The sequence below is a fragment of the Salinicoccus cyprini genome, from assembly GCF_007713705.1.
GTDB classification, from domain to species: Bacteria; Bacillota; Bacilli; order Staphylococcales; family Salinicoccaceae; genus Salinicoccus; species Salinicoccus cyprini.
This window is the reverse complement of record NZ_VMSJ01000001.1, coordinates 1,103,846-1,130,598: the sequence shown is the minus strand read 5'-3', so window position 1 is coordinate 1,130,598 and position 26,753 is coordinate 1,103,846. Positions and strand designations below refer to the sequence as shown.

Here is a 26,753-nt window from a genome sequence, read left to right as displayed (position 1 = left end):
GGCTACATAAGATGGGGGAACATGCTGATGGATTATAAAGCTCTGGTTGAATCCTACAAGGAGAATCTGATGGAAGATCTGTTTGGGCTTCTTGAGATAGAAAGTGTCAAAGGAGAGCCTTCGAAGGATGCACCGGTGGGTACCGGGCCTAAACGTGCACTCGACTATATGCTTGAAATCGGTCGCCGTGATGGTTTTTCCACGCTGGATGTCAAGAACATCGCAGGGCATATCGAAGCCGGAGAAGGAGAGAGGATATTCGGCATATTAGGGCATGTCGATGTAGTCCCGCCTGGGAAAGGATGGAATACAGATCCTTTTACACCGGAAATCATAGGGGATGAAATAGTGGCAAGAGGGGTCCAGGATGACAAGGGGCCGACCATTGCCGCCTATTATGCCATGAAGATCCTGAAAGATCAGGGAGCGCCATTCAAATACCGTACACGTCTGATCATCGGTACAGACGAAGAATCGGACTGGCAGTGCACCGCCGCCTATTTCAAGACCGAAGAGATGCCGGATGCAGGCTTTGCTCCGGATGCCGCCTTCCCGCTGATACACGGGGAGAAAGGTATTTCAACATTCAATTTTGTTCAGAAGCAGACATCACTGGATGAAGACGAGCCGAGAATCGAGCTGAAGGCGCTGATTTCCGGTGAACGATATAATATGGTGCCGGAGGATGCCGTAGCAAAATTGAAGGTCCAGCAGAACATGAGTGAAGTCATCCAGTCCTACGAAGATTTTCTGAGAGAGACGGAGGCTGTGGGGGCATACGAAGTGGATAATGGCTTCCTCAAGCTGAGCATCCAGGGCAGGAGCGCCCATGGTTCCACACCGGAAGCCGGAGTGAACGCCGGACTGATCCTGCTCCAGTTCCTTGATCGTCTTGAACTGGATAACAATGCCAGGGCGTTTGCTGAATTTGCAATGGCCAGGCTGGTGGGGAAGACGGATGGCTCACAGCTCGATATGGACCACTCACACACTGAAATGGGTAAGACATCAGTGAATGTCGGTATGATCAACTATACAGAAGTCGACGGCGGCATCTTCGGCATCAACCTCAGATATCCGGAAGGGATGGATTTTAATGCCAGGATGGATGCTCTGAAGAATGATGTATCGAAAAAGGGCTTCACCATCGAAGATCTGGACTATCAGCCGCCCCACTATGTAGACAAGGAAGATCCTCTGGTCAAAATACTGACCGATGCCTACCGCAACCATGTGGATGATCAGACCGAGCCATTCACCATCGGCGGCGGCACTTATGCACGCACCCTGGAGAAGGGGGTGGCGTTTGGAGCCATGTTCAAGGAAACTGCAGATACGATGCACCAGAAGAATGAACGCATGAAGGTTGAAGAACTGCTGAAGGCGACGGAAATTTATCTGGAGGCACTTCATAGAATATGTATAAAGGGTGAAATGGATGAAAATCAGCTATTATAATGGAGAATTCAAAAATGATGATGAAGTCACAGTAGACTATAACGATCGGGCTTTCTATTTTGGTGATGGTGTCTATGAAGTGGTAAGAGTGTACAACAACGAGTTCTTTACATTGGAAGAACACATGGACCGCCTGGTCAGAAGTGCATCGGAAATCGGGATCGATAATCTTGACCGTTCCAGAATGGTGGAGATCGTCACCCAGCTGAATGAAAAAAATAATATTGATAATGGTTCCATCTATATACAAGTATCCAGAGGTATCGGCAAGAGGAACCATGCCTATCCATTGGATAAGTCGCCGGTTGTCCTTGCATACATGAATGAAATATCACGTCCCACTGCCCAGATGGAAGATGGCATCAGTACCATTACTGCAGACGACTACAGATGGCTGAAATGCCACGTGAAAAGTCTGAACCTGCTGGCGAACGTCATGGAGAAGGAGCGTGCTGTACGCGCTGGTGCCCATGAAACGATCCTGCATCGGGATGGTGTCGTCACCGAAGGTTCTTCAACAAACGTATTCATCGTCAAAGATGGTGTACTCAGGACACATCCTGCTGACAATATGATACTGAACGGCATTACAAGGCTTGAAGTGCTGAAGGTCGCCGAGGCCCGGAACATCCCTTATGAAGAGAAAGCATTCACTGTCGATGAACTGATGGATGCGGATGAAATCTTCATCACGAGCACTACGCAGGAAGTGACACCTGTCACCGAAGTGGACAAAAAAACGGTCGCCAACGGATCAAAAGGCGAGGTCACACATGCCATTCAGGAAGGGTTCGATGAGAAGATCCATAAATTAAACCTGGTTAAATAATGTTAACCTGAAAAATTACTCTAATTAATTTATGGTGCTTCAATGCTTACAGTGTATGGATTTGTGGACACGTAACGCCCTGTTGTCATAAAATCGATGGATAATAGTCCTTGAAATAAACAATGAAACCCTATAAAATTTATAACTACGAACAGAAACCGGCGCTATCTTATTTTTTAATATTTAGCGCTTTTTTCTTTGATGACGAAAAGAGGTGTGGAACTTGGAGCATTTCTATCAGCTCGGCTGGACACTTGACCCTGTGGGTGGAGCATCTGGCGAAGCCTACAAGGCAGAGCAAGATGGCAGGAAGCTGTTCCTGAAACGTAATGCCAGCCCTTTCCTTGCAGCGCTGTCCGCTGAAGGTATTGTACCGAAACTGGTCTGGACCAAAAGAATAGAGACCGGAGAAGTAGTGACAGCACAGCATTGGAAAAATGGCCGGGAGCTGACTCGTGAAGAGATGTGCTCGGAGAGGGTGGCCGCTTTGATGAAGAAGATCCATACATCAAGGCCGCTCCTCACCATGCTGAAAAAGCTTGGCATGAAACCCATGCTGCCTGATCTGCTGCTTAATAAGATACAGACGTCACTTTCCCCGAAAGTCAATGCCCACCACACTGTACGTGCAGCAATCCAATATCTGGAAAATGAAATGCCCGTAATAGACGAGGCGTTCTGTACAGTGTGCCATGGAGACGTCAACCATAACAATTGGCTTCTATCCGATCAGGATGAGCTTTATCTTGTGGACTGGGAAGGTGCCATGATTGCAGACCCTGCAATCGATCTCGGCATGATTCTCTATACGTATGTGGATCTGGATGACTGGGAAAGCTGGCTCGGTGTCTATGGTAAGCCTCTGGACCGGGATCTGATGAAGCGGATGAAGTGGTACACGCTTGTCCAGGCCATCACCATGATCCAGTGGTACGAAGATCATAAGCGTTTCAAGGATATGAATGACTGGATCATTTTCCTTAATAAGGTGATCCAGAGAGACCGTTTTATTTAATTTTAAATTTTCAAGTGATAGCAAGCAGGTGGAGAAAGATAATGAGAATGCGCAATAAGCCTTGGGCAATGGATTTTTTACAGCAGAACAATAGCATCGTGGACATCGATTCCTCCTATTCCGGAAGAGTAGGGGCATTCTTTCCCGAGACAAGACCACTTCATGTAGAAGTGGGTACCGGCATGGGCACATTCATAACCGAACTGGCAAAAAGGCATCCTGACGTCAACTTTGTTGGCATAGAACTGGATAAGAATGTGATGATCCGGGTCGTCGAGAAGGTGCTTGAGGCAGAGCTTCTGAACGTCAGGCTCGTGCTGCTCGATGCGAATGCGATAGATGCGTACTTCAGGAATGATCCGGTATCCCGCATCTATCTGAATTTCTCGGATCCATGGCCGAAGAGCCGCCATGAGAAACGCCGTCTGACCTCCCGGTCATTTCTTGAGAAATACAGTGCCATCCTGGAAGACGGGGGGCTGCTGCAGTTCAAGACGGACAACAGGGGTCTCTTCGAATTCAGTCTTGTAAGCATGAACAGTTTCGGCATGTCTTTCGATGAGGTCAAGCTCGATCTGCATGCTGATGAACCGGAAGATAATATCCGGACGGAGTACGAAGAGAAGTTTTCCGCAAAAGGGAATAAAATCTACAGAATCAGAGCATCTTTCTAAAGGTGCTTTTTTTATGTCGTGTATTTCCTCAGGAAAGAATGATAAAATAGTGTTGCGTACCAGAGCATCCAATCCGTCTATATAAAAGAGATCACGGAAACTACAGTTCAGTAGTTTCCATGATCTCTCCTGTATAGGCGTCGGCAGTGAACTGATAGCGTGCCTTGCCGCGTCTGCTGTTCATATGTAGGCGTCCTCTGTAGACGTCCCGGTCTATACCGAGAAATTTGCTTCTGGCTGTACGATGGTCTATCGAGATGAATGAAATGCCTTCATACCGGCTGTGCAGCGCATCAATGATCGACTCGGGCCGAATATGCCTGTTCCGTCTGAACCAGACATACGGCGGAATCAGAATGATGGCAAAAAGAAGTATGATTCCGATGATTTTCTGTATCATGAGCAGGACCTCCTATCGCAATAATTTTAGCATATTTTTCAAGTCATATGATTACAAAAGGGGAATATAGATGAAAATTGCAACCAACACACTCGAAAGAATGAAGACACTGACAGAACTGCATGGTGCGCCTGGTTTTGAAGACAAGGTGCGCAGCTATATGAAAAAAGAGATGGAGCCGTTTGCTGATGAAATCATGCAGGACGGTCTGGGTGGCATCTTCGCGCTCAAAAAGTCGAAAGTTGAAAACGCGCCGAAGGTCATGATTGCAGGTCATATGGATGAAGTCGGATTCATGGTGACACAGCTGGCGGACAATGGAATGATCAAATTCACTCCACTGGGCGGATGGTCGAACGATGTATTGCTGAGCCACAAGTTCAAAGTGCGGACGTCCGAAGACAAAGAAATTACAGGTGTCATCGGCAGCGTCCCTGTCCACTTCAGAAAAGGGGAGGGCAACAAGCCGGTCCAGCTCGACGATATGCTGCTTGATGTCGGTGCCGACAGCAGGGAAGACCTTGAGTCGATGGGCATCCGCCCTGGTGATTCCATCGTGCCTGACGTCAATTTCGAAGTGCTTGAACAGGAAAATAAACTGCTCGCCAAAGCATGGGATAACCGCTACGGCTGTCTGATCGCAATTGAGACGCTTGAGGCTCTGGCTGACGTGGAGCTTGACTGCGACCTGTATGTCGGTGCCAATGTGCAGGAGGAAGTCGGCCTGAGAGGCGCCAAAGTGAGCGCCAACATGATCAAGCCGGATATTGCATTTGCTGTGGACTGTTCGCCGGCAAACGACATGCTCGGCAACAAGGATGATATCGGAAAGATCGGCGAAGGCACGCTCGTCCGCATCATGGACCGGACAATGATCCTGTCGAAGCCGATGCGCGACTATATGCTTGAAACTGCTGATGCACATGATATCAAGTTCCAGTACTACCAGTCACCAGGCGGTACGGATGCCGGCAGCATCCACGTATCGAATGAAGGCGTCGTCAGTGCCGTTGTCGGTATCGTTGCCCGCTATATCCACACATCCCACTCGATCATCAATGCAGAGGACTACATGCACGCCAAAACGATGCTGACGGAACTCGTCAGAGGCATCGACCATGATAGAGTTGCAGAGCTGAGAGGACAGTAAATGAGAGGATTTCTTAGAAGATGGTTCATTGATGGCATGAGTTTCATGGCACTCGGCCTGTTTTCTTCGCTCATCATCGGTCTGATCATCGATACGATCGGAACCTATGTGCCGTATCTTGAAAGTCTGAAGGAGATCGGTGCAGTCGCCATGGCCATGACCGGTGCTGCAATCGGTGCCGCAATTGCCTACGGTCTGAAGGCTTCGCCCCTCGTCATATTCTCCGTCGTTGTCGTAAGCTACGCTGCCTATGATATGGGGGGTGCTGCCGGGAGCTATATCGCGAGCATCATATCGATAGAGATCGCCAGGCTCTATGCAGGCAGGACCAAAATTGATATCATCATCACACCGCTTTTCACCATCATTTTCGGTTATCTTATCGCGCGTTTTGTCGGTCCGGTCATCGGCGACTTCATGACAAGCATGGGCGAAGTCATCGTGTTTGCCACAGATCAGCGTCCATTCATCATGGGAATGCTTGTTGCGGTCATCTTCGGAATTACACTGACTGCACCGCTGTCCAGTGCAGCGCTTGCCCTCATGCTCGATATCAGCGGACTCGCTGCCGGTGCTGCCGTCATCGGCTGCTGCTGCCACATGGTGGGCCTGGCTGTAACAGGGTATAGGGACAATGGCTTTTCCGGCGTGCTGTCCATCGGCCTTGGCACTTCGATGCTCCAGGTGCCGAACGTACTGCTCAATCCATTCATCCTGCTGCCGCCCGTTCTGGCCAGTGCCATCATCGCGCCTGTCATGACGGTGTTCTTCCCGATGGAGAACAACGCAGCAGGTGCCGGCATGGGCACGAGCGGTCTGGTCGGACAGATCATGACCATCGAGACCATGGGACCATCACCGAGGGTATGGGTACTCATCATCGTGTTCCAAATTGTTTTACCTGCTGTAGTAACTCTGGTATTCTATACTTTGCTGAAACGCGCAGGGCTGATCAAAGAAGGCGATCAGAGGCTCAAACTGGGTGCTAAAGAATAGAACGGAGGAAATCTGATGAATATTTTCCAGCTGAAGAACAGGATTGTCGAGAAACTTGAAGAAAGACGCAATGATTTCCTGACTTCTTTCGACCGCAAAGAGGAAATGCTCAGGGTGGAAAGAAAAGATAACGGGAAAGGTCTCGATATTGCCTTGTCGAAGGCAGTCGACAAGGCAAAGAATGATGAGAATTTCATTGAAGAAATCGTGTATTATATAAATGAAACACTGGAGCGCATGAAAGAGGAGGAGATCAGTCTCGATGAGGCGGCGATCTATCCGGTCATCCGCTCGACAAGTTTCCATAAGGAAAATAAGAACGGTGATGCATTCATCGTTGATGCGCATACGAATGAGACGAATATATACTATGCAGTGGATTTTCAAAACAGCTACAGACTGATTGATGAAAAGCTGCTCAGAACGCTCGGCCTCGACAAGGAAGCACTGCGCAAGCTCGCGGAAAGAAACATGAAACAGCTGCCGATCTCACATAAAGGCGAAACCATCCAGGAGAACGACTTCTACTTCATCAACCATAATGACGGCTACGATGCCACACGCATTCTGAATGAAGAGATGCTTCGCGGCATGCATGACAAGTTCGACGGTGAAATGCTCGTAGGACTGCCGCATCAGGATGTGCTGATCATCGCCAATGTGAGAAACAGTGTCGGATATGATATCATGGCACAGATGATGATGCAGTATTTCGCAGAGGGACTGACACCGATCACCTCCCTGACATTCTCGTATCGTGAAAAGAAACTGGAGCCGGTATTCATACTCGGTAAACAAAAGAATCATAAAAGAGGTAGAGAAGAATGAAACTGACTTATAATCATAAGCATGTCGGAGATGTGCTGCTTGTCACTTTAAGAAAAACAGAAACCCCGTCCTATGAGCATCATGAAGGTCTGACTGTCATCAAAGACGGTGATGAGATCATCGGATTGAACATATTCGATGCTTCACGTTCCTTTTCCCTGCCGGATGCTGTCAATATCGAGCCGGATGAAACGATCGTAGGAGAAATCAACAATCTGCTGGAAACGAAGGGCATCAATCCAATCGACCCGGACATGTCACCGAAGTTTGTAGTCGGCAAAGTGCTCGAAAAATCAAAGCATCCGGATGCAGATAAGCTGAATGTATGCAAGGTGGATGTTGGCGATGAGGAACTGCAGATCGTCTGTGGTGCACCCAATGTCGATTCCGGCCAGCACGTAGTCGTGGCAAAAGTAGGGGCCATCATGCCTGATGGCTTGTATATCAGACCTTCTACATTAAGGGGTGTCGATTCAAAAGGAATGATCTGTTCCAAAAAGGAGCTCAATCTTCCGGATGACGGCATCAAAGGCATATATGTCCTCGATGACAGCTATGAAGTCGCACAACCATTCGAAGTGAAATAAGGGTGATTGGATGAACAGATCAAGAAGGAGAAGACAGTTTGGTCGCAGCATGGATGAGAACCATTCCGACAAGGAAAGGTTCAGATTTCCTCTGGATATGGATGATTCGGCGCAGGATGCTGCACTCAGTCAGCAGGAGGATCGGACTTCGGAACAAAAAAGCCATGATGATCCGATAAGAAGAGAGCAGCAGAAATCACTGCTCGATGACAGCCGCTACCAGAGAAGGCGTCCGAAAAAGAACACCATTATAAAGGCCCGCGAAGTGCCTTCGGCGATACACGGCTCGAAAGGGAATCCAGGTTCGAAAAAAAATGATCAGCAGGACGCGTCTGCTGACAGTGAAAAATCCGGGTACGTCTCACCAATCGTCGAGGAGCTGAAACGTGAACGTCAGAACCGTGAAAAAAGACAACAGAAGCGTCTCGAGCACAACGGGAAAAAGATGCAGATCCATCCGACGCATCTCGAGCCGTCACCTGCCGAAGAGACGCAGCCGGATGTTTCGGATCAGGACGAAGACATCCGTGAAGCGCAGCAGTCCGCTTCTCCTTTCAATGTCATCATGACACCCTATGATAAGAATAAGCATAGATCGAGCCAGAATACAGTTAAACGGAGTGGCCCTAAAAGTACGTTGCCACCCCTACATATATTAGGTGAAGGTCAAAACAGCGCCTATGAAACTTCCGGTGAATCATTCGCCGATGAGGTGGTTGCTGCGTTTGATGCGATTGGTGTCCCGACAAAAGTCATCGCCTATAAGACGAATGGCATCATCGGCCGCTACGAGCTTTCTCTGGAAAGAAACTTCAGGCTGAATGTCATCGGCAAGCTGAAGGAGCATCTCGTGGAAGTGCTCCCGTTCGATGACGTTAAAATCGTCGCGCCGATTGTGGGTACAAGCAATATAGGTGTCGAATTTGTACTGCCTGTCATCCACCCGATTCCATTCAGCACATTATTTGCATCCAGTTCACTCAGCACAAGAAAGAATGACTACAAATTTGTCGTAGGCAAGACGGTGGATGACCAGATATTCAGCTTCCCATTGCAGAAGGCCGGACATATACTGATCTATGGCGGAGAAGCAGTTGATTCCACATCGGTCATCGACAACATCCTCGTTTCCCTGATGATGAACCATGGCCCGAGAGAACTTGAAATCATGGTGGCTTCCGACAAAGAGAGCCACAGAGCATATGGTTCGCTTCCTTATGCATTCAGGGAGCCGGTATCACTGACAGAGAAGCATGTACTTACGGACGCCCTGGAAGAGCTGAATGACAGGCACAACCAGTTCAGAAGAGCGCATGTACGCAATCTGGACAGCTATAACAAGCGTGTCAGAAATGATGCCAAAAAGAGTGTAGTAGTGATTGTCATTGATGATCTGTCGGAATTGTTCGAGCATAACAATCCGGAGGCGATCCGCAGCATTGTACAGCTTCTGAAGAAAGGCAAGCCGCTCGGCATGCATCTGATCATGAACCATTCCAGGAAAGATGTCGGTATACGATTCGAGCTGCTGCAGATGATGCACACCCGTATTTCGTTCAAGGACGAGAAATCCCGGGTGGTGGATGGCAGCAATGAACTGGTCCGGGGCAATGATATGCTGATCCAGATTCCAACATCCAACAAGCCGCTCAGAGTGAATGCCGGTATATTGGACCAGAAAATAAAGGAGAATGTCCTTTCCTATTTGAAAGGTATGACCCGATGAACGAATTAATGAAAGTATGGTGACCGCATGGAAAAATATCATTTTATAGGAATTAAAGGCGCAGGTATGAGCGCCCTGGCCCAGGTGCTCCATGACCTCGGTCATGAAGTGCAGGGAGCCGACATAGAAAAGGAAGTTTTCACTGAGCACCAGCTCAGAGACAAAGGCATCAGGATTCTGCCTTTCGACCTTGCCAATGTCGTGGAAGGCTTCACCTATATTGCAGGAAACGCCTTCGATGACAATCATGTTGAAATCAGAACAGCATTGGAGAAAGGGTATCCGGTCATCCGCTATCATGAATTTCTCTCGCAATTCATGAACCAGTTCACATCGATTGCCGTAACCGGGGCGCATGGCAAGACTTCCACTACCGGCCTGCTCAGCCATGTAATGAACGGGGACGTCGATACGACGTTTCTTATCGGTGATGGCACCGGATTCGGCCTCGAAAACAGCGAATATTTCACTTTCGAATCATGTGAATACAAGCGTCACTTTCTGAGCTACCACCCGGATTATGCCATCATCACCAATATCGATTTCGACCATCCGGACTACTTCAAGGACCTGGATGATGTCGTCAGCGCCTTTTCGGAAATGGCGGACCAGGTGAAAAAGGGTGTCATCGCCTATGGTGGGGATGCACACACACGGACACTTGACTATAAAGTGCCTGTATACTTCTATGGCATCAATGGTGATTTTGACGTCCGGGCCTCAAATATTGAAACGGTCTCCAACGGCACACGATTTGATGTGCATGTCGGAAGTGAATTCCTGGATACTTTCACGATTCCGATGTATGGGGACCATCATGTGCTCAATTCTCTTGCTGTCATTACAGTCGGCTATCTTGAGAAGCTTGACATGGAGAACATCAAGCGGGCTTTCATGACGTTTGGTGGCGTCAAAAGGCGCTTCAGCGAGACATTCAAGAATGGCATGGTCATCGTGGATGACTACGCGCACCACCCGAAGGAAATACGGGCGACGCTCGAAACAGCGAGGAAGAAGTACAGTGGGCGTGAGATCGTCACTGTATTCCAGCCGCATACTTTTTCAAGAACGAAAAAGTTTCTGAATGAATTCGCGGATGCTCTGTCCGCTTCCGACAAGGCCTATATCGTTGATATATTCGGGTCTGCCCGGGAGAACGAAGGAGAACTGTCGAGCCGTGATCTGGTCGATCTCATCCCGGATGCGGAGCTGCTCGATGAAAGCGATGATATTGCGAGACTCAATACACATGAAGGCGCGGTAATCATATTCATGGGTGCCGGTGATATTCAGAAATATGAAAAAAGATTTACAGAGTTATTATCCTGATAAGCATGAAACATGTTTATTATAGATGCATTTGGGTTAATTTAAAGAGTGAATAACAAAAAGACATAGATGGAGGCGTTATGATGGATTGGCAAATTATTTTATACATTGCCGCAGGTGTTGCAGCACTTGCTTTCCTGATTCTTTGTATTGCAATTGCAGTCGTACTGTTCTCAGTCAAGAAGAATCTGGACCATGTTGCAAAGACACTTGACGGAGTAGAAGGACAGATTCAAGGTATTACGAGAGAGTCTACCGACCTGCTGCACAAGACAAACCGTCTGGCAGAAGATGTACAGGGCAAATCCGCGAAACTGAACTCTGTAGTGGATGCTGTACAAGGTATTGGGCAATCCATGAATAACCTGAATTCTTCAGTTGATAGGGTGACGAATTCAATTACCCACAACATATCACAGAATGAAGACAAGATTTCACAGGTTGTCCAATGGTCGAATGTCGCAATGGAAGTTGCAGACAAATGGCAGATGCGCCAGAAACGCAATAGCGCATTCAATACAAAGTATTCCACAACAGCAGAAAGCGATCCGGAGAACCTGCCGGTTGCTGTAAACCATTCTGTAACAACAAATGACAATCTGGATGAAAACCGTGTGAACGCTGGACTTGACGACGAAAGAAACAAATAGGAGGTCTTTATATGGAAACCTATAATCGTGACCGCCATCTGCACGGCGTTGAGGAGTACGAACAGCAGATCAATCAGACGACTGGCAGAGATTTCTCCATCGGTCTGATCATCGGCCTACTTGTAGGTACGGTTGGCGGTCTGCTGCTTGCCCCGAAATCCGGAGATGCGCTAAGAGACGATATTTCAGATCAGACCCAGAAATTCTCCAAAAGCTCAGGCAATGATAGTGGAGGAGAAGATAAAGGTCTCAAGGAGAAAGTTCAGGAAAAAACGGATGAACTTCGCAGCAAAGCAGAAGACAAGAAAGATGAAATGAATGCCAAGAAGGGCGAAAAGGAAGAGCAGAAGAGAGTGAAATCACTTGATGAATCCGCAGTCAAAGCACAGAAGGATGCGATTCATGAAGAAGTAAATGAACCGAGTACTGAAAATCCGAACACTGTAGACATGTCCAGGTTTGCTGAAAGTTCCGAAGCAGACAAGAAGTCATAGTTGTTCGTCAACAGAAAATAACCACATGTTCAGTCATGTGGTTATTTTTTTGATCGATATGTGCCATCAGAGCTATCAGATTAGAAATAATTTTATGCTTGGAAATATTTTTTCATGACGAAACTCCACGGTTCATGTTATTATATTACAAAAAGCGTTTTCAGAAGCGTGCGGAGGTGCAATATGACGGTTACTATATATGATGTTGCCAGAGAGGCCAAAGTTTCCATGGCAACCGTCTCAAGAGTGCTTAACGGGAATCCCAACGTCAAGCCCGAAACGAGAAAAAAGGTTAAAGATGTAATAGAAAGGCTGGACTATCGTCCAAATGCCGTAGCACGTGGTCTGGCAAGCAAGAAGACGACGACTGTCGGTGTCATCATCCCGGATATCTCCAACCTGTATTACTCTTCATTGGCAAGAGGTCTTGATGATATTGCCGAGATGTACAACTATCAGATCATCATTACCAATACGGATAATGACCCCGATAAGGAAAGGGACGCTTTCCTCGGTCTGATCAGCAAGCAGGTCGACGGCATCGTATTCCTCGGTGGTGCCTTGAATGAGGAAACACTCAATGACATCAAAAAGTCCCATCTGCCTGTCGTCATATGCGGCACAAGTGAAAAGGATGAAAATATGCCTTCAGTCAATATCGACTATAATGAGGCGATCAAAGAGGCGGCTTCGAAGTTTCTGGATGGTGGTGCCGAGCAGATTGCATTCGTCAAAGGGTCGTATTCCGAGCAGTTGGAACGCCATATAGTAGATGGTCTCAAGACTGCCTATAGTGAGCACGACAGATCATTCGATGAAAAATATATCCTTTCCACCGGAGCGGACTACCAGTCCGGAGCAGAACTCTACGAAACCATACGGGAACTCGAAGCGGATGTCGTCATTACGATGAGTGACGATGCTGCCATCGGTGTCCTGCATAAGGCGATGGATCATGATATTTCAATTCCTGATCAGCTTCAAGTATTGAGCTGCAGCAACACACGCCTTGTCAACATGGTACGCCCGCAACTCTCAAGCATCGCACTGCCGCTATATGATATCGGTGCAGTCGGCATGAGGCTGCTGACAAAGTATATGAACGAAGAGACTGTGGAAGAGGCCAATGTCATCCTTCCTTACAGAATCGAATATCGTGGCACGACAAAATAGCACATTTCTCCACATGGAAAAGCACCCTGATCATGATCAGGGTGCTTTTCTACATTTCTGCTACTGCTGCTCGAGATGGAGCATGGCACGCGACATCATGCTGCGGTTCTTTTCGTTTATTTCGTCGCGTCTTGGTATATCCATGTAGTCATCAAGTGCATCTTCCCAATTAATGGGGAAGTCGACAGGACATTTCTTCTGATACTGCGCCATATACGATTCGGGCAACCTGCCTCGAGGCGCTTTCTGACTGTTCATAGCTAACCAGACCTGGGCCCACATGCGGGGAACGACCTGCCAGATATTATAGCCGCCACCGCCAACAGCAATCCACTTCCCATCGGTATACTTGTCTGCCATCTCATTGACGAAGCGGGGAATCTCCTCGAAAGTGCGTGAAGTCAGCGAGAGATGGGTCATCGGGTCGCGAAAATGAGCATCGACACCATTCTGGCTGAAGATGACATCCGGCTTGAATTTTATAATTGCCGCTTCCAGCGTCTCCTTGAAAATCGATAGAAAAGAATCATCTTCTGTAAATGCATCAATCGGCAGATTGACGGCATAGCCGAAGCCTTCCTCGGTTCCGCGCTCTGTCAGGCTGCCGGTGCCTGGGAATAGATAGCGGCCCGTTTCATGGATGGAGTAGGTCATCACTTCGTTCGTATGATAGAAAATCCACTGTACACCATCCCCGTGGTGGGCATCCGTATCAATATAGAGCACGCGCTTATTATACTTTGTTCTAAGATATTCTATGGCGACTGCCGTATCATTGTAGATGCAGAAGCCGCCGGCGCGTCCACTGAAGCCATGGTGCAGACCGCCGGAAAGATTGAGCGCCTTATCGCACCTTCCTTCCATCACCGCTTCTACAGCGGTAAGTGTGGCACCGACAAGCATCCGGCTCTTATCATGCATGTCCTTGAAGCTCGGTGTATCCTCGGTATCAAGACCATAGTTCTCAAGCTTGTTTTCCGGAAGTTCACCTTTCCCTGCAAGTTTTACCGCTTCAATATAATCCCTCTTATGGACGAGTTCGAGCTCCTCATCCGTCGCTTCTCTTGGTTTGACAATATCAGATTGTTTCAGATGACCCGACGCCATCAATAGATCGGTGGTCATCTTAAGACGCATCTGATTGAAAGGATGAGTGGAATTGAACCGGTACTTGAGCAGAGCTTCATCATAGATGTAGACGGGATCTGTCATTGACCCATCTGGGAGGGTTCAAGTACTGTGAACCCTCTATCTTTGAGTAGGTCGATGGCTTTTCGTGGATTCATGGCCTGAACCCTGAGCAGGATGGTCTTGTATCCTTTCTTCTCCTTGTTCCTGTAGACGGAAATGCTTATTATTCTGATATTCAGCTCCTTGAATACTTTGCCGATATCGTAGATGACGCCTGTCCGGTCTTCGATATCGATTTCTATGATGGAGCCCGGTTCAGTCATGCCGGTGAGTTCAATGTAGGTGTTCAGCATATCCTTCTGGGTGACGATGCCGATCACCCTGTCATCCCTGAGGACAGGGATCGCTCCGATGGAATAGTGGTAGAAATCCAGTGCAATCTCTTCTACGAAATCCATCGGATGGCAGTAGGTGACGCGCTTGCGCATAATTCTTGAGATGGGCACGTTCAGTGTAAAGTCCGGGTCTTCATCGGAAAGTACAGAGGGCAGGGTCAGTTTGATATCCCTGTCTGAAATGATTCCGACCAGCCGTGCGTCCTTGTCCACGATTGGTATATGGCGGAAGGCATTTGCGCTCATCAAGTTCAGCGCGTCTTCGATCGTATGTACTTCGGTAAGTGTCTTTGCCGGTGAGGTCATTATTCTTTCAACTAGCATGCTACTCCTCCTAGATAAAAAAGCGGTTTTTGAATCTGAGTTTATCAAAAGCCATCATCTGTTCTTCTTCGATATTCTTGCCGACGCGTGCCATCAGTGTGTTTGCAGGGTGCCCGGTGATTTCGGGGTCGTTCGTCTGAAAGACTTCAAAGCCTGCACTCGCCATCAGTCTGATCATCAGCTCCTTGTACTCATACACATCGAGTCCGCTGTTCTTCAGATCCCAATGCCAGTAGTATTCGGTCGTTATGATGATGTAGTTCTCCATATAGTCATCCTGCACTGCCAGCCTGAGCAGCCGCTTGCCAAGACCGAAACTGCGGTAGTCCAGACTGATCTCGACAGCACCGAGCTCCATGATGTAGGGCAGGTTGCCGTCGGACCAGCGTTCCATGGGATCGGGGTGCAGGAAAGTCACGTATCCGATGATATGGGATTCCGAACGCACAATGAGTATCCGCCCTTCCTTTAGATCGGCAATTTCCATGATTGCTTCGAACTGCTCTTTTGGCGGACGAAAAGCATCCAGACCGTCATCGAATGTAAAGGCGGAAAGCGCGTCGGCTGTCAAAGGACCTTCGACGATAAAAGTATGATTTTCCGTCTCGTACTCCTCTTTGTAATAAGTCTTTGTATGATGCAAAAAAAGACCTCCCGAATTTATTTCAATTATTTTGAAAAATTGCTCTATTCTATTATATAATAATAGATGTAAAAGAGAAAACACAAAAGGGGAGTTATGATTATGAAGGTAGAACTCTATGAAGCAACGGATCAGAATCCTAATCTGAAGGATTATGATGAGGCGGTGAAGCACCATGACTGGAGCGAAGTCGAGAAGCAGTTTTCCTGGTATGAAACGGGAAAATACAACATGGCGTATGAATGCATAGACAGGCATGCTGAAAATGGAAAGGGAGACAAGATTGCCCTACATTATAAGAATGGCGATCAGAAAAGTTCTTATACATTCGAAGAACTGAAGAAGGCATCGAATAAAGCAGCCAACGTTCTGAAAGATGAAGCCGGAGTTGTCAAAGGGGACCGCGTATTCATATTCATGGCAAGAAGTCCTGAACTTTATTTCTCACTGCTCGGTGCGTTGAAAATTGGTGCAATCGTCGGGCCGCTTTTCGAAGCGTTCATGGAGAAGGCTGTCAGGGATCGTCTCGAGAACAGTGATGCGAAAGTCATCATCACGACACCGGAACTGCTGCCGAGAATTCCTGTGGACGACCTGCCAAGCCTTGAGAAGGTTGTTGTTGTCGGAGACGGTGTCGAAGCGGAGCATATCGATTTCAACAAAAGTTATGAGAGCGCTTCCGATGAATTCGAGGTTGAATGGCTGGATAAGGAGGATGGTCTCATACTGCACTATACGAGTGGATCGACTGGCCAGCCGAAAGGCGTTCTGCATGTCCAGCATGCCATGGTACAGCATTACATCTCAGGGAAATATGTTCTCGATCTGAAGGAGGATGATGTCTACTGGTGTACAGCCGATCCGGGCTGGGTAACGGGCACATCATATGGCATCTTTGCCCCTTGGCTCAATGGTGCAACCAATGTCGTTGTCGGCGGCCGTTTCTCTCCTGAAGCATGGTATGGTGCCATCCAGGATCTTGACGTCACGATCTGGTACAGTGCACCGACTGCCTTCCGCATGCTCATGGGAGCAGGGGATGAGATTGTAAATGAATTTGATCTATCCTCCCTACGTCATGTCCTTTCTGTCGGTGAACCGCTGAACCCGGAAGTCGTCAAATGGGGCATGAAGGTGTTCAACCTGAGAATACATGATACGTGGTGGATGACGGAAACGGGTGCGCATATGATCGTCAACCTGCCTTCCATGGACATCAAGGGCGGTTCCATGGGCAAACCGCTGCCGGGTGTGGAAGCGGCCATCATCGACGATGAAGGCAATGAACTTCCGGCAAACCGCATGGGCAACCTGGCCATGAAGAGCGGATGGCCGTCCATGATGCGCAAGATATGGAAGAACGATGCCAAGTACGACTCCTACTTCATTGGGGACTGGTACGTTTCCGGAGACTCAGCCTATAAGGATGAGGAAGGCTACTACTGGTTCCAGGGACGTGTGGATGATGTCATCATGACAGCCGGTGAACGTGTCGGACCGTTCGAAATCGAATCCAAGCTCGTGGAACATCCGGCTGTACAGGAAGCCGGTGTCATCGGCAAGCCTGATCCAATACGTGGTGAAATCGTCAAGGCGTTCATCTCATTGAGAGAAGGGAACGAAGCGACGGATGAACTGAAAGAGGAGATACGCAAATTCGTCAAAGAAGGACTGGCGGCACATGCTGCACCAAGGGAAATCGAATTCAAGGAGAAGCTGCCGAAAACAAGAAGTGGTAAGATCATGCGCCGCGTGCTGAAGGCATGGGAGCTCGATCTGCCGGCAGGCGATCTTTCCTCAATGGATGACGACTAGAAAATCGTACTTATGAAGTGGATAGCCCCTGCGAAATGCAGGGGCATTTTAGTGTTGATTATGGCATAATGGAATTGAGAGAATCGTTACGCATCAGAAAAGGAGATGATATTATGGCACATATGACAGATCAGGAAATCGCAGTGCAGGCAGACATCAGACCGATTGAGGAGATTGCCGAAAAGGCGGGCATTCCCTACGATGCCCTGGAGATGTACGGCAAATACAAGGCGAAGGTGGATATACATAAAATTGAAGGGGATGCCAAGCAGGCAAAAGTTGTACTTGTCTCTGCAATGAATCCGACACCGGCCGGCGAAGGCAAATCCACGTGCACAGTCGGACTTGCCGACGCTTTCAATCAGCTTGAGAAGAACGTGATGGTCGCGCTCCGTGAACCTTCCCTTGGGCCCGTCATGGGAATCAAAGGCGGTGCAACAGGCGGAGGACGTGCGCAGGTGCTCCCGATGGAGGAGATCAATCTGCATTTCAATGGTGACCTCCACGCCATCACGACAGCGAACAACGCACTGTCTGCATTCATCGACAACCATATCCATCATGGCAACACGCTCAACATCGATCCGAGGCGCGTGACATGGAAACGTGTTCTGGATATGAACGACCGCGCGCTGCGCCAGGTCGTTGTCGGACTGGGCGGTGTGACCCGGGGCGTACCAAGAGAAGATGGATTCGACATTACGGTCGCAAGCGAAATCATGGCTGTGCTGTGTCTGGCAAACGACCTCATCGACCTGAAGAAGAAGCTCGCTGAAATCGTCATCGGCTACACTTATGATCGTGAGCCTGTCACTGTTGGACAGCTTGAAGTGGAAGGTGCCCTTGCACTGCTGCTCAAGGAGGCGGTGAAGCCGAACCTTGTCCAGACGATGGAAGGCACACCTGCACTCATCCACGGCGGACCATTTGCGAACATTGCACACGGATGCAATTCCCTTATTGCTACGAATACCGCCAGAAAGCTTGCCGATATTGTCGTGACTGAATGCGGCTTCGGTTCCGATCTTGGCGGGGAGAAATTCATGAACATCAAAGCCCGGAAAGGCAGCTTTGCACCGGATGCACTTGTGCTTGTAGCGACGATCCGTGCACTCAAGATGAACGGCGGTGTTGCCAAGAAGGACCTTGGCGAAGCAAATCTTGAAGCTTTGAAGCTGGGCATCGTAAATCTTGAAAAGCATATTGAAAACGCACGCAAGTTCGGTGTTGAACCTGTAGTTGCGCTCAATGATTTCGTGACGGATACCGACGAGGAGAGAAACTTTGTGCTCGACTGGTGCAGAGAGCAGGACGTAAGGGTATCACTGACAAAAGTCTGGGAGCAGGGGGGTGCCGGTGGTACCGATCTCGCAGAAAAGGTGCTTGAAGTGCTCGAAACACCTCAGAACTTCCACCATCTTTATGAAGATGCACTGCCGATCGATCAGAAGATAGAGACGATTGTCACTGAAGTATACGGGGGCGATGGTGTCATCTTTACAGACAAGGCCAAGAAACAGCTGGCTGAAATCGATCGCCATGGCTGGGGCCGCTTCCCGGTCTGCATGGCCAAGACCCAGTATTCCCTGAGTGACGATCCCGCGCTGCTTGGAAGACCGACAGGGTTCAAAGTGACCGTCAGAGAAGTGGTTGCGAAAACCGGCGCCGGCTTTGTTGTCGCGTTGACAGGCGATATCATGACAATGCCTGGACTGCCGAAGACCCCTTCTGCTGTAAATATGGACGTAGACGCCGAAGGCAATTCCAAAGGACTATTCTAAAAGCATAAAAAAGATGGCCACTTTCCTATTTCAGGAAGGTGGCCATCTTCAATTTTTATTCTTCGTCATCTTCATCTTCGTCATCAGAGCTTGAGGAACTGCCCCGACCGACGCTGTAGCGGTTGTCATAGGAGTTTGTCACTGTACCTCTGAGGTCGGAAGTACTGAGTTCGGAGTCGAAATCCTCACCCATTCTTTCCATGATCTCAGAATTGTCCAGCTCTTCCTTATCAGTCAGCCTTGTATCTTCTGCAATCAGACCTTCAATCGGCCGGTCAAGATTACGTTCACAATCTTCTTCCGTCTCCATGGTCAGTGCACAGTACTCGACTTCCCTGACAGAAGATGGACGGCTGAAGCGTTCATTGGCACCGAGCTGTTCCGGAGCCACTTCGCTTATTGCCTGTGCCAGGGCACGCCAGTTGTATATATGCAAGTGCTGTTCGCTATCCTGATTGGCAACTTGAGGAATGTTGCGGTCGTAGCCCATCCATACACCAAGAGTGACTTTAGGGTTGTATCCCATGAACCATGAGTCCACAAAGCCGTTGGATGTACCCGTCTTCGCTGCCCAGTCGTAAGTGTCGCTGACACTGTTGTAGTAGTCCTGGATGTAGTAGGCAGATCCAGTCTGGAATGTCTCTTTCAGAATATCCGTCATCAGATAGGCTGTGGAATCCTTGAATACTTGCGTGGATTCACTTTCGTGCTCATAGATGGTCTCACCTTCAGGGTTTGTAATGGATTCAATCATATAGCTGTCCACGAGCTCACCGTTATTGCCGAATGTCGAGAATGCGTTTGTATTGTCTTCAATGGACATGGCATTTGAACCAAGAGGCATTGAAGGAATCAGTGTATCTTGATCTGAATAGAAAGTTTCACCAATCGGGATGTTCATTTTCTGGAAGTACTCCTGCGGATTTTCCTGCCTTACATCCGCCCACAGTCTCAATGTACTCAAGTTGTAGGAGTTGCTCAGGGCATGTCTGGCGGATACAAGTCCAAATTCTTCATCTACATCGTAGTTGCGCGGACTGTAGTCCTCGCCGTAAGGATTTGGTATCGTGAAGATTTCATCCAGCAGGACAGTGTCCGGTGCAATGATGCCCTTGTCGATGGCTGGACCGTAGGTGATCAGCGGTTTCATTGTAGAACCTGCTTGACGGCTTGTCTGGGTCGCATGGTTGATGGAGGAACGGTCATGATCACGTCCGCCGATGAAGCCTAGAATTTTACCCGTTGCATTGTCTTTCAGCATCGCACCGAGTTCATGCTCGAGAACCTCGTCACTTTCTGCCTGTTCTTCTTCTGTTGCATCGGTGGCATCAGCTACATTTCTTGATCCATAGTAGTAGCTCGAATTATCTTTGACGTTCTGCATCGTATCGTAGATGGTCTTATCAATCGTTGTTTCGATATGGTAGCCCTGATTTCTAAGAGCAATGTTGGCTTCGTTAGTATACTCCTGATTGATGAGCGGAGTGGAATCGACATCTTCTCTAGTCAGTCCATCCTGCTCGGCAAGATAATACTTGAGTATGTCGATGCTGCGTCTTTCCACTTCTTCAGTCAGGAATGGATAGTTCTGGTTCGGTACTGTGACGCTGTCCGCCAAATTGGCATAGAGGTCATACTCGAGCGCCTGATCATATTCCTCCTGCGTGATGACTTCTTCTGTCAGCATTCTTTCAAGAACGAACCGCTGCCTGTTCTTGCCTGCTTCAAGCAGTTCCGGATCTTTTACAGTACCACCCTGCAGAAATGGTGTATATGCATATGGATTCTGGGGGAGTCCGGCGATGAACGCACTTTCTGCCAGATTCAGATCGCCTGCATTCTTGCCGAAGATGCCTTCAGCGGCTGCCTGGACACCTGCGATGTTCTGACCATTGGCATTACGGCCGAACGATACGGCATTCAAGTATGCTTCCAGTATCTCTTCTTTTGTAAGCATTTTTTCGACCCGGAAAGCAAGCAGCAGTTCTGTCGCCTTGCGGTCGAATGTCGTCTCATTTGTCAGCAGCTGGTTCTTGACGAGCTGCTGCGTCAGTGTACTGCCGCCTGTACTGGAACTGGAGCCGGCAACCTGCTGGAGGGTGGCTCTCAGGAAGGCTTTCGGTACAACACCGTTATGATCGTGGAAGTATTCATCTTCAGTGGCGATGAGTGCTTCGGAGACGTAGGGTGATATGCTGTCGTAGTCGACCCGCTCACGTATCAGATCGGCTCTTAATGTACCAAGCGCTTCCCCTGAACCGAATGCAACGGTTGTACTTTCCGTCATCTCTGTCAGTGCCGTCCTCACTTCTTCCTCAGCCTGGATCTCCTCATCATTCACAAGCGCGGCGAAGTAGCCGAGGCCGATGCTGAAGGCAAGTATGCCGACCAGTGTAAATGCAAGCACTGAGAAAAGGATGATGTTCCAGATGGTATCGTAGGCTGTGAAGAATGAAATTCTGAGAGGGGAGCCCGTCTTTCTGAAGCGTGAAGTGACGCTATTGAATTTCTCTTTGAAAGTGGATCCTTCGATGCCGTCCGCTTTCGTTTCTGTATCTCTGCGAGAAAATAGATTTTTGATATAAGTAAAAAAGTCGTTATTCTTCTTCATTGTTACCTCCTATCACCGGTCATTATATCATATTCGAAACAGTTAGAGTTAGTGATTCAAAGACGGCTATGACTGTTTTGTGAAGCATCATCGCGTTCTTCTCGTTCTGTCGATCTAAAAGAACAGTCATTGCTCCGCTTGACTTTTTGACATCGACACTATATCATTTTTATAAATTGATATTATTCGAATGGCAGACAAGTAGACGGTGCGGCGGAATATAGAGAGCTGATGGGTGGTGGAAATCAGTGCACGCGACCGGACGAATACACTGCATCATAACATTCGTGCGTCGGGGCGGACGTTTTTGCCCACTAAGTAAAACTGTTTGGTGGTACCGTGTATTCAGCACCCTTACTCATGTAGGGGTGCTTTTTTATATCAATTTCTATAATAAATAATATTCCGGGAGGAAATAGACATGAATGCTTTGCTGGAAGATTTGAAGTACAGGGACATCATCTATCAGATGACGGATGAAGAAAAGATTACAGAACTGCTCGAGCGCGGGCAGCTGTCACTATACTGCGGGGCAGACCCGACTGCTGACAGTCTCCATATCGGCCACCTTGTGCCTTTCCTGACACTCAGAAGATTTCAGGAGCACGGGCACCGTCCGATTGTACTGATTGGTGGCGGTACCGGCATGATTGGTGACCCATCCTTCAAGAGTGAGGAGCGGAAGCTCCAGACCGAGGATCAGATCGATGACAACGTTGCAGGAATCAGGAGTCAGATGGAGAATATATTCGATTTCTCCGATGAAAATGGGGCAATCCTTGTAAATAATAAGGACTGGCTGCAGGAGATCAGCCTGATCAGCTTCCTCAGAGACTACGGCAAGCACGTCAGCCTGAACTACATGCTTGCGAAGGATGCCATCCAGACCCGTCTTGAAACCGGCATCTCCTACACCGAATTCACATACACGATTCTCCAGGCCATCGACTTCGGTCACCTGAACAGGCACTTCGACTGCAAGATGCAGATCGGTGGATCAGACCAGTGGGGCAATATCACAAGCGGGCTCGATCTGATGCGTCGTGTATACGGAGAAACGGAAGCGGAAGGCATGACCATTCCGCTCGTGACCAAGGCGGATGGCAAGAAGTTCGGCAAGACGGAATCCGGAAACATCTGGCTTGATCCGAAGCGTACTTCGCCATACGAGTTCTACCAGTTCTGGATCAACCAGAGTGATGCGGATGTCATCAAATTCATCAAGCTCTTCACATTCATTGAAAGGGAAGAGATAGAAGCACTCGAAGAATCAGTGGAAAATGAACCACATCTGAGAAAGGCGCAGAGACGCCTGGCTGAAGACATTACGGCTTTCATCCACGGGGAGGAAGCATTGGAGGAAGCACAGAGAATTACAGAAGCGCTTTTCAATGGCGAAATCAAATCGCTTTCTGTTGATCAGATCAAGGACGCTTTCAAAGATGTACCATCGGCATCCTACACGGATGAGGATATGAACATCGTCAAGGTGATTGTTGAAACCGGCATTTCCTCATCACGCAGGCAGGCGAGGGAGGACATCAAGAACGGTGCCATCTACATCAACGGAGAACGCCAGCAGGATGTGGACTACGAAATTGCTCAAGGGGACAAGCTCGACGGGGAGTTCACTGTCATCAGAAGAGGCAAGAAGAAATATCATGTTGTGAAATATTCCTGAGTTGACCGGGGCTGATGCTAAGCATCAGCCCCTTTTGCATGCACCAGACATGGTGCCGAGTGTTTAAACAATTCCATTCGTGATATTATATAGGAAATAAAAGTTTAGAACAGGAGAAGAGAAAATGAAAAAACTACTGATACCCCTAGGCGTCATCATCGGGTTCTTCATCATCCTTGCGATGATATTCGCACCAAAGTACAACCAGTTCGTCAGTCTGGAGGAGGAAGTGAACCAGCAGGAGTCCCAGATCGAGACCCAGCTTCAAAGAAGGGGCGATCTCATACCGAACCTTGTCAGCACAGTACAGGGATATGCTTCCCAGGAACAAGAGATCTTCACTGATATTGCTGAAGCAAGAAGTCAGCTGGCAGGCGCACAAGGTGTAGAGGAGATGGCTGAGGCGAACGGCGAAGTCACTTCAGCACTGTCAAGGCTTCTGGCGATTTCGGAGAACTACCCGGACCTACAGGCGAGTGAGCAGTTTACAGGACTACGTGATGAACTGGCAGGTGCAGAGAACCGGATTGCCGTGGCGCGCCAGGATTATAATACAGCTGTCCAGGAGTACAATCAGAACACACGCACATTCCCAGGCAACGTCATTGCCGGACTTTTCAATTTCGACGAGAAAGCATATTTTGAAGCGGATGCATCAAGCAGGGAAGTACCTGAAGTTGAATTCAACACTGAACAGGATGGAGAGTAATGAAACGCCTGGTCACGCTCATGCTGATTCTATTCGTGTTTGCAAGTGTACCTGCTGAAGCACGGGTGGCCCTGCCTTCACTGGATACTTCCCATTACTTCGTCCAGGATAATGCAGGTGTACTGAGCGATACTGCAGTTCAGGAAATCAATGAAATGGGTACACATCTTGAAGAGGGCACGGGCGTTGAAATGCTGCTCCTGACAATGCCTTCGACGGGTCAGGAGCATCGGCAGGACTATGCGCTCAAGGCGTTGCGCGAATACGGTATCGGCAAATCCGAGACGGATAATGGTATCGTGATCCTGCTCAATCTGGACAACGGCAATGAATACAACAACCGGGGTGTCGAAGTCCAGGTGGGCTATGGCATCGAAGGGTACCTGAACGATGCCAAGATCGGAAGGATCATCGATGACGTTGCGATGGAGGACTTCATCCAGGCGACAGAAGCGGAAAATGGCTCTGCTGACGCAGCTGCCCACTATGCCCAAGGGCTATCCGATCTCTATGAAGCACTCTACCAGGAGTCGCTTGAAGCATATGGATATGAGAATGGGGAATTCACCCGGGATACACCGGCAGCAGATGAGAACATGCCATCGGCACAAAACGGAGATCCTGGTACCGGAGGCTCCATTTTCAGGCTGCTGTTCATGATGGCAGTGATCTATCTGCTGTTCAAGATCATGGGCGGAGGTGGCAGACCACCGAGAGGCGGTGGACGTAGACGCCGCAGAGGCGGTCCATTCATATTCTTTCCACCATCCGGGGGCGGCGGCTCCAGCGGCGGCGGTTTCGGTGGCGGTGGCTTCGGCGGATTTGGCGGCGGCTCCGGAGGCGGAGGCGGCGCAGGCCGAGGATTCTGATATGAAGTCATATAAAAAAGTTCTGTGGAGAAATCCACAGAACTTTTTTTAGAATATGAAATGTGCAATCAGTGTAATGATCGGCAATGTGATGGCAGTACGGAGCAGGAAGATGACGAACAGTTTACCAAGTCCAACCGGTATTTTCGAACCGAGTATGACGCCACCCACTTCCGACAAGTAGATCAGCTGTGTAATACTCAGCGCTCCGATGATGAAGCGGGTCATATCGGCTGATACGCCCTCGATCAGTATGGCGGGCAGGAACATATCGGTGAATCCGATGAACAGTGCTTCAGACGCCGCCTGTGCTTCCGGTATGCCCATCAGTTCGAGAACGGGGACGAACGGTGCACCAATCCATGAGAATATCGGTGTAAATTCCGCAAGCATTGTGCCGAGTGTACCGATGGCCATGACAATCGGCAGTACTGCAAACCACATGTCAGCAACAGTTTTGATGCCGTCTTTTACGAAATCCCCGAACCCTTCAGCATTTTCAGAGCGGTCAAGTGCTTTCTTATAGCCCCATGTGAAAGGGTTGTAGCCTCTGGGGATGGTTTCATCCACTTCTTCGCCTTCGACATAATAGTCATCCTTGATCCAGGACAACGGTGGGATTCTCGGCATGATCAGTGCGGCCACAATGCCGGCAACGATGATGGTCAAATAGAATAGTCCAAAGTAGTCCATCAGACCAATCAGGTCCAGTATGACAATGGAGAATGTAATGGATACGACCGAAAATGTCGTCGCTATGACCGATGCTTCTCTTTTGGAATAGAAGCCTTTTTCGTACTGGTTGCTTGTCAGCAGGACACCGACTGTGCCATCCCCGACCCATGATGCCAGGTTGTCCACGGTGGATCGGCCGGGCAGTGTAAATAGCGGGCGCATGATTTTGGCGAATATCGAGCCGACAAACTCAAGCAGTCCATAGTTGAGCAGGAGCGGGAGCAGAATGCCGGCAAACAGGAAGACAGCAAACAGTGTCGGCAGCAGGTCATTAAGTATCATACCGCCGGTGACATCGGAAATGATGGCTTCCGGTCCGACTGCGATATACGTCATCAGTGCAAATACGGCACCGACAGCACGCAGAATGACCCAGATCGGATTTGTTCGGAACAGATTTCTTATGAATTCGGAACCAGGCTCGATCACCCAGCTGAACAGTATGCTCAATAGGGCCGAAATGTTTATAAGTATGACGACAATAAGAATAACAGTATTCGCTCCGAGCAGTTCATTCAGCCCATTCGCCAGATAGGCGACTGGTATTGTAGTCTCTCCATCCACTTGTATCGGAAAAAGGAACATCAGTATCCCGATCAGTGAGGGAATAAGAAATTTAAATAAAGTTGCAGTTCTATGCATAAAAAGACCTCCTTGATTAATAATTATACATGGTAGAAGCTTTTTGTAAATCACGAATATGTAGAAAGCGTTTTCAAATCATGTTTTTATTTTATACTTCACTTCATA

Annotated in this window: 24 protein-coding genes; 18 read left to right on the top strand and 6 right to left on the bottom strand. The window is 48.6% G+C overall.

Features of this window, described 5'->3' with window-relative positions:
• Positions 1-27: 27 nt before the first annotated feature.
• From pepV to trmB, 4 genes are all read left to right on the top strand, one after another.
• The gene (gene pepV / locus FO441_RS05615) at positions 28-1,458 is read left to right on the top strand and encodes a dipeptidase PepV (RefSeq protein WP_145286993.1); all 1,431 of its coding nucleotides are present in this window, start codon (positions 28-30) and stop codon (positions 1,456-1,458) included.
• Positions 1,439-2,287 carry a D-amino-acid transaminase gene (gene dat / locus FO441_RS05610; protein ID WP_145286990.1) on the top strand — a complete coding sequence of 283 codons (849 nt, stop codon included), beginning with the start codon at positions 1,439-1,441 and terminating at the stop codon, positions 2,285-2,287. The genes pepV and dat overlap by 20 nt, the downstream gene beginning before the upstream one ends.
• A 223-nt stretch (positions 2,288-2,510) precedes the next feature.
• On the top strand, positions 2,511-3,302 hold the full coding sequence (locus FO441_RS05605) for a phosphotransferase family protein (protein ID WP_145286987.1): 792 nt from the start codon (positions 2,511-2,513) through the stop codon (positions 3,300-3,302).
• Between the two features lie 41 nt (positions 3,303-3,343).
• The gene (trmB, locus tag FO441_RS05600; RefSeq protein WP_145286984.1) at positions 3,344-3,976 is read left to right on the top strand and encodes a tRNA (guanosine(46)-N7)-methyltransferase TrmB; all 633 of its coding nucleotides are present in this window, start codon (positions 3,344-3,346) and stop codon (positions 3,974-3,976) included.
• Positions 3,977-4,076: 100 nt separating this feature from the next.
• On the opposite strand, the gene FO441_RS05595 is transcribed toward trmB, so the two are convergent.
• Positions 4,077-4,376 (bottom strand): hypothetical protein, encoded by a 300-nt coding sequence (locus FO441_RS05595; RefSeq protein ID WP_145286981.1) that lies wholly within the window; start codon positions 4,374-4,376, stop codon positions 4,077-4,079.
• Positions 4,377-4,446: 70 nt separating this feature from the next.
• Between FO441_RS05595 and FO441_RS05590 the strand changes: the two genes are divergently transcribed.
• The 9 genes from FO441_RS05590 (at position 4,447) to ccpA (ending at position 13,309) form a co-directional block, all read left to right on the top strand.
• The gene (locus tag FO441_RS05590; RefSeq protein ID WP_145286978.1) at positions 4,447-5,526 is read left to right on the top strand and encodes a M42 family metallopeptidase; all 1,080 of its coding nucleotides are present in this window, start codon (positions 4,447-4,449) and stop codon (positions 5,524-5,526) included.
• Positions 5,527-6,522: a PTS sugar transporter subunit IIC gene (locus FO441_RS05585; RefSeq protein ID WP_145286975.1), complete on the top strand. Its 996-nt coding sequence runs from the start codon at positions 5,527-5,529 to the stop codon at positions 6,520-6,522.
• 15 nt (positions 6,523-6,537) lie between these two features.
• Positions 6,538-7,350 carry a DUF1444 family protein gene (locus tag FO441_RS05580; RefSeq protein WP_145286972.1) on the top strand — a complete coding sequence of 271 codons (813 nt, stop codon included), beginning with the start codon at positions 6,538-6,540 and terminating at the stop codon, positions 7,348-7,350.
• On the top strand, positions 7,347-7,937 hold the full coding sequence (gene ytpR, locus FO441_RS05575) for a YtpR family tRNA-binding protein (protein WP_145286969.1): 591 nt from the start codon (positions 7,347-7,349) through the stop codon (positions 7,935-7,937). Before FO441_RS05580 ends, ytpR begins: the two co-directional genes overlap by 4 nt.
• 10 nt (positions 7,938-7,947) lie before the next feature.
• Positions 7,948-9,663 (top strand): DNA translocase FtsK, encoded by a 1,716-nt coding sequence (locus FO441_RS05570; RefSeq protein WP_145286967.1) that lies wholly within the window; start codon positions 7,948-7,950, stop codon positions 9,661-9,663.
• A 27-nt stretch (positions 9,664-9,690) separates the two neighbouring features.
• On the top strand, positions 9,691-10,992 hold the full coding sequence (gene murC / locus FO441_RS05565; RefSeq protein WP_145286964.1) for a UDP-N-acetylmuramate--L-alanine ligase: 1,302 nt from the start codon (positions 9,691-9,693) through the stop codon (positions 10,990-10,992).
• Between the two features lie 83 nt (positions 10,993-11,075).
• Entirely contained in the window at positions 11,076-11,642 is a 567-nt protein-coding gene (locus tag FO441_RS05560) for a DUF948 domain-containing protein (protein ID WP_145286962.1), read from the top strand.
• 11 nt (positions 11,643-11,653) lie between these two features.
• On the top strand, positions 11,654-12,136 hold the full coding sequence (locus tag FO441_RS05555; RefSeq protein ID WP_145286960.1) for a YtxH domain-containing protein: 483 nt from the start codon (positions 11,654-11,656) through the stop codon (positions 12,134-12,136).
• A gap of 183 nt (positions 12,137-12,319) precedes the next feature.
• Positions 12,320-13,309 carry a catabolite control protein A gene (gene ccpA, locus FO441_RS05550; RefSeq protein WP_145286958.1) on the top strand — a complete coding sequence of 330 codons (990 nt, stop codon included), beginning with the start codon at positions 12,320-12,322 and terminating at the stop codon, positions 13,307-13,309.
• 60 nt (positions 13,310-13,369) lie between these two features.
• Here the strand turns inward: ccpA and FO441_RS05545 are convergent, their stop codons facing one another.
• Genes FO441_RS05545 through FO441_RS05535 form a run of 3 tightly spaced genes read right to left on the bottom strand, consistent with a single transcriptional unit; the run spans position 13,370 to position 15,802 of the window.
• On the bottom strand, positions 13,370-14,521 hold the full coding sequence (locus tag FO441_RS05545; protein ID WP_145286956.1) for an acetoin utilization protein AcuC: 1,152 nt from the start codon (positions 14,519-14,521) through the stop codon (positions 13,370-13,372).
• Positions 14,518-15,159, bottom strand: coding sequence for a CBS and ACT domain-containing protein (locus tag FO441_RS05540; RefSeq protein ID WP_145286954.1), 642 nt, complete (start codon positions 15,157-15,159; stop codon positions 14,518-14,520). Before FO441_RS05540 ends, FO441_RS05545 begins: the two co-directional genes overlap by 4 nt.
• A 10-nt stretch (positions 15,160-15,169) precedes the next feature.
• Complete coding sequence (locus FO441_RS05535; protein ID WP_145286952.1) at positions 15,170-15,802, bottom strand: GNAT family N-acetyltransferase; 633 nt, start codon at positions 15,800-15,802, stop codon at positions 15,170-15,172.
• Positions 15,803-15,904: 102 nt separating this feature from the next.
• Between FO441_RS05535 and acsA the strand changes: the two genes are divergently transcribed.
• Both acsA and FO441_RS05525 read left to right on the top strand, forming a co-directional pair.
• Positions 15,905-17,617, top strand: a complete 1,713-nt coding sequence (acsA, locus tag FO441_RS05530) for an acetate--CoA ligase (protein WP_145286945.1) — start codon at positions 15,905-15,907, stop codon at positions 17,615-17,617.
• Between the two features lie 113 nt (positions 17,618-17,730).
• Positions 17,731-19,398 (top strand): formate--tetrahydrofolate ligase, encoded by a 1,668-nt coding sequence (locus tag FO441_RS05525; RefSeq protein WP_145286943.1) that lies wholly within the window; start codon positions 17,731-17,733, stop codon positions 19,396-19,398.
• A 55-nt stretch (positions 19,399-19,453) separates the two neighbouring features.
• Here FO441_RS05525 and FO441_RS05520 read toward each other — a convergent pair whose 3' ends face one another.
• The gene (locus FO441_RS05520) at positions 19,454-22,009 is read right to left on the bottom strand and encodes a transglycosylase domain-containing protein (RefSeq protein WP_145286940.1); all 2,556 of its coding nucleotides are present in this window, start codon (positions 22,007-22,009) and stop codon (positions 19,454-19,456) included.
• Between the two features lie 421 nt (positions 22,010-22,430).
• Between FO441_RS05520 and tyrS the strand changes: the two genes are divergently transcribed.
• From tyrS to FO441_RS12575, 3 genes are all read left to right on the top strand, one after another.
• Entirely contained in the window at positions 22,431-23,690 is a 1,260-nt protein-coding gene (gene tyrS, locus FO441_RS05515; RefSeq protein WP_145286937.1) for a tyrosine--tRNA ligase, read from the top strand.
• Positions 23,691-23,814: 124 nt separating this feature from the next.
• Positions 23,815-24,399 (top strand): LemA family protein, encoded by a 585-nt coding sequence (locus tag FO441_RS05510; RefSeq protein WP_145286934.1) that lies wholly within the window; start codon positions 23,815-23,817, stop codon positions 24,397-24,399.
• On the top strand, positions 24,399-25,268 hold the full coding sequence (locus tag FO441_RS12575; RefSeq protein WP_186365470.1) for a TPM domain-containing protein: 870 nt from the start codon (positions 24,399-24,401) through the stop codon (positions 25,266-25,268). Before FO441_RS05510 ends, FO441_RS12575 begins: the two co-directional genes overlap by 1 nt.
• A gap of 48 nt (positions 25,269-25,316) precedes the next feature.
• Here FO441_RS12575 and FO441_RS05500 read toward each other — a convergent pair whose 3' ends face one another.
• Positions 25,317-26,645, bottom strand: a complete 1,329-nt coding sequence (locus tag FO441_RS05500) for a YjiH family protein (protein WP_145286931.1) — start codon at positions 26,643-26,645, stop codon at positions 25,317-25,319.
• Between the last annotated feature and the right edge of the window lie 108 nt (positions 26,646-26,753).

What these genes read in the sequence shown, in the direction of transcription:
- pepV (WP_145286993.1), top strand. Translation starts at nt 28, where the DNA reads ATGGATTATAAAGCTCTGGTTGAATCCTACAAGGAGAATCTGATGGAA.
- dat (WP_145286990.1), top strand. Translation starts at nt 1,439, where the DNA reads ATGAAAATCAGCTATTATAATGGAGAATTCAAAAATGATGATGAAGTC.
- trmB (WP_145286984.1), top strand. Translation starts at nt 3,344, where the DNA reads ATGAGAATGCGCAATAAGCCTTGGGCAATGGATTTTTTACAGCAGAAC.
- FO441_RS05595 (WP_145286981.1), bottom strand. Translation starts at nt 4,376, where the DNA reads ATGATACAGAAAATCATCGGAATCATACTTCTTTTTGCCATCATTCTG.
- FO441_RS05590 (WP_145286978.1), top strand. Translation starts at nt 4,447, where the DNA reads ATGAAAATTGCAACCAACACACTCGAAAGAATGAAGACACTGACAGAA.
- FO441_RS05585 (WP_145286975.1), top strand. Translation starts at nt 5,527, where the DNA reads ATGAGAGGATTTCTTAGAAGATGGTTCATTGATGGCATGAGTTTCATG.
- FO441_RS05580 (WP_145286972.1), top strand. Translation starts at nt 6,538, where the DNA reads ATGAATATTTTCCAGCTGAAGAACAGGATTGTCGAGAAACTTGAAGAA.
- ytpR (WP_145286969.1), top strand. Translation starts at nt 7,347, where the DNA reads ATGAAACTGACTTATAATCATAAGCATGTCGGAGATGTGCTGCTTGTC.
- FO441_RS05570 (WP_145286967.1), top strand. Translation starts at nt 7,948, where the DNA reads ATGAACAGATCAAGAAGGAGAAGACAGTTTGGTCGCAGCATGGATGAG.
- murC (WP_145286964.1), top strand. Translation starts at nt 9,691, where the DNA reads ATGGAAAAATATCATTTTATAGGAATTAAAGGCGCAGGTATGAGCGCC.
- FO441_RS05560 (WP_145286962.1), top strand. Translation starts at nt 11,076, where the DNA reads ATGGATTGGCAAATTATTTTATACATTGCCGCAGGTGTTGCAGCACTT.
- FO441_RS05555 (WP_145286960.1), top strand. Translation starts at nt 11,654, where the DNA reads ATGGAAACCTATAATCGTGACCGCCATCTGCACGGCGTTGAGGAGTAC.
- ccpA (WP_145286958.1), top strand. Translation starts at nt 12,320, where the DNA reads ATGACGGTTACTATATATGATGTTGCCAGAGAGGCCAAAGTTTCCATG.
- FO441_RS05545 (WP_145286956.1), bottom strand. Translation starts at nt 14,521, where the DNA reads ATGACAGATCCCGTCTACATCTATGATGAAGCTCTGCTCAAGTACCGG.
- FO441_RS05540 (WP_145286954.1), bottom strand. Translation starts at nt 15,159, where the DNA reads ATGCTAGTTGAAAGAATAATGACCTCACCGGCAAAGACACTTACCGAA.
- acsA (WP_145286945.1), top strand. Translation starts at nt 15,905, where the DNA reads ATGAAGGTAGAACTCTATGAAGCAACGGATCAGAATCCTAATCTGAAG.
- FO441_RS05525 (WP_145286943.1), top strand. Translation starts at nt 17,731, where the DNA reads ATGGCACATATGACAGATCAGGAAATCGCAGTGCAGGCAGACATCAGA.
- FO441_RS05520 (WP_145286940.1), bottom strand. Translation starts at nt 22,009, where the DNA reads ATGAAGAAGAATAACGACTTTTTTACTTATATCAAAAATCTATTTTCT.
- tyrS (WP_145286937.1), top strand. Translation starts at nt 22,431, where the DNA reads ATGAATGCTTTGCTGGAAGATTTGAAGTACAGGGACATCATCTATCAG.
- FO441_RS05510 (WP_145286934.1), top strand. Translation starts at nt 23,815, where the DNA reads ATGAAAAAACTACTGATACCCCTAGGCGTCATCATCGGGTTCTTCATC.
- FO441_RS12575 (WP_186365470.1), top strand. Translation starts at nt 24,399, where the DNA reads ATGAAACGCCTGGTCACGCTCATGCTGATTCTATTCGTGTTTGCAAGT.
- FO441_RS05500 (WP_145286931.1), bottom strand. Translation starts at nt 26,645, where the DNA reads ATGCATAGAACTGCAACTTTATTTAAATTTCTTATTCCCTCACTGATC.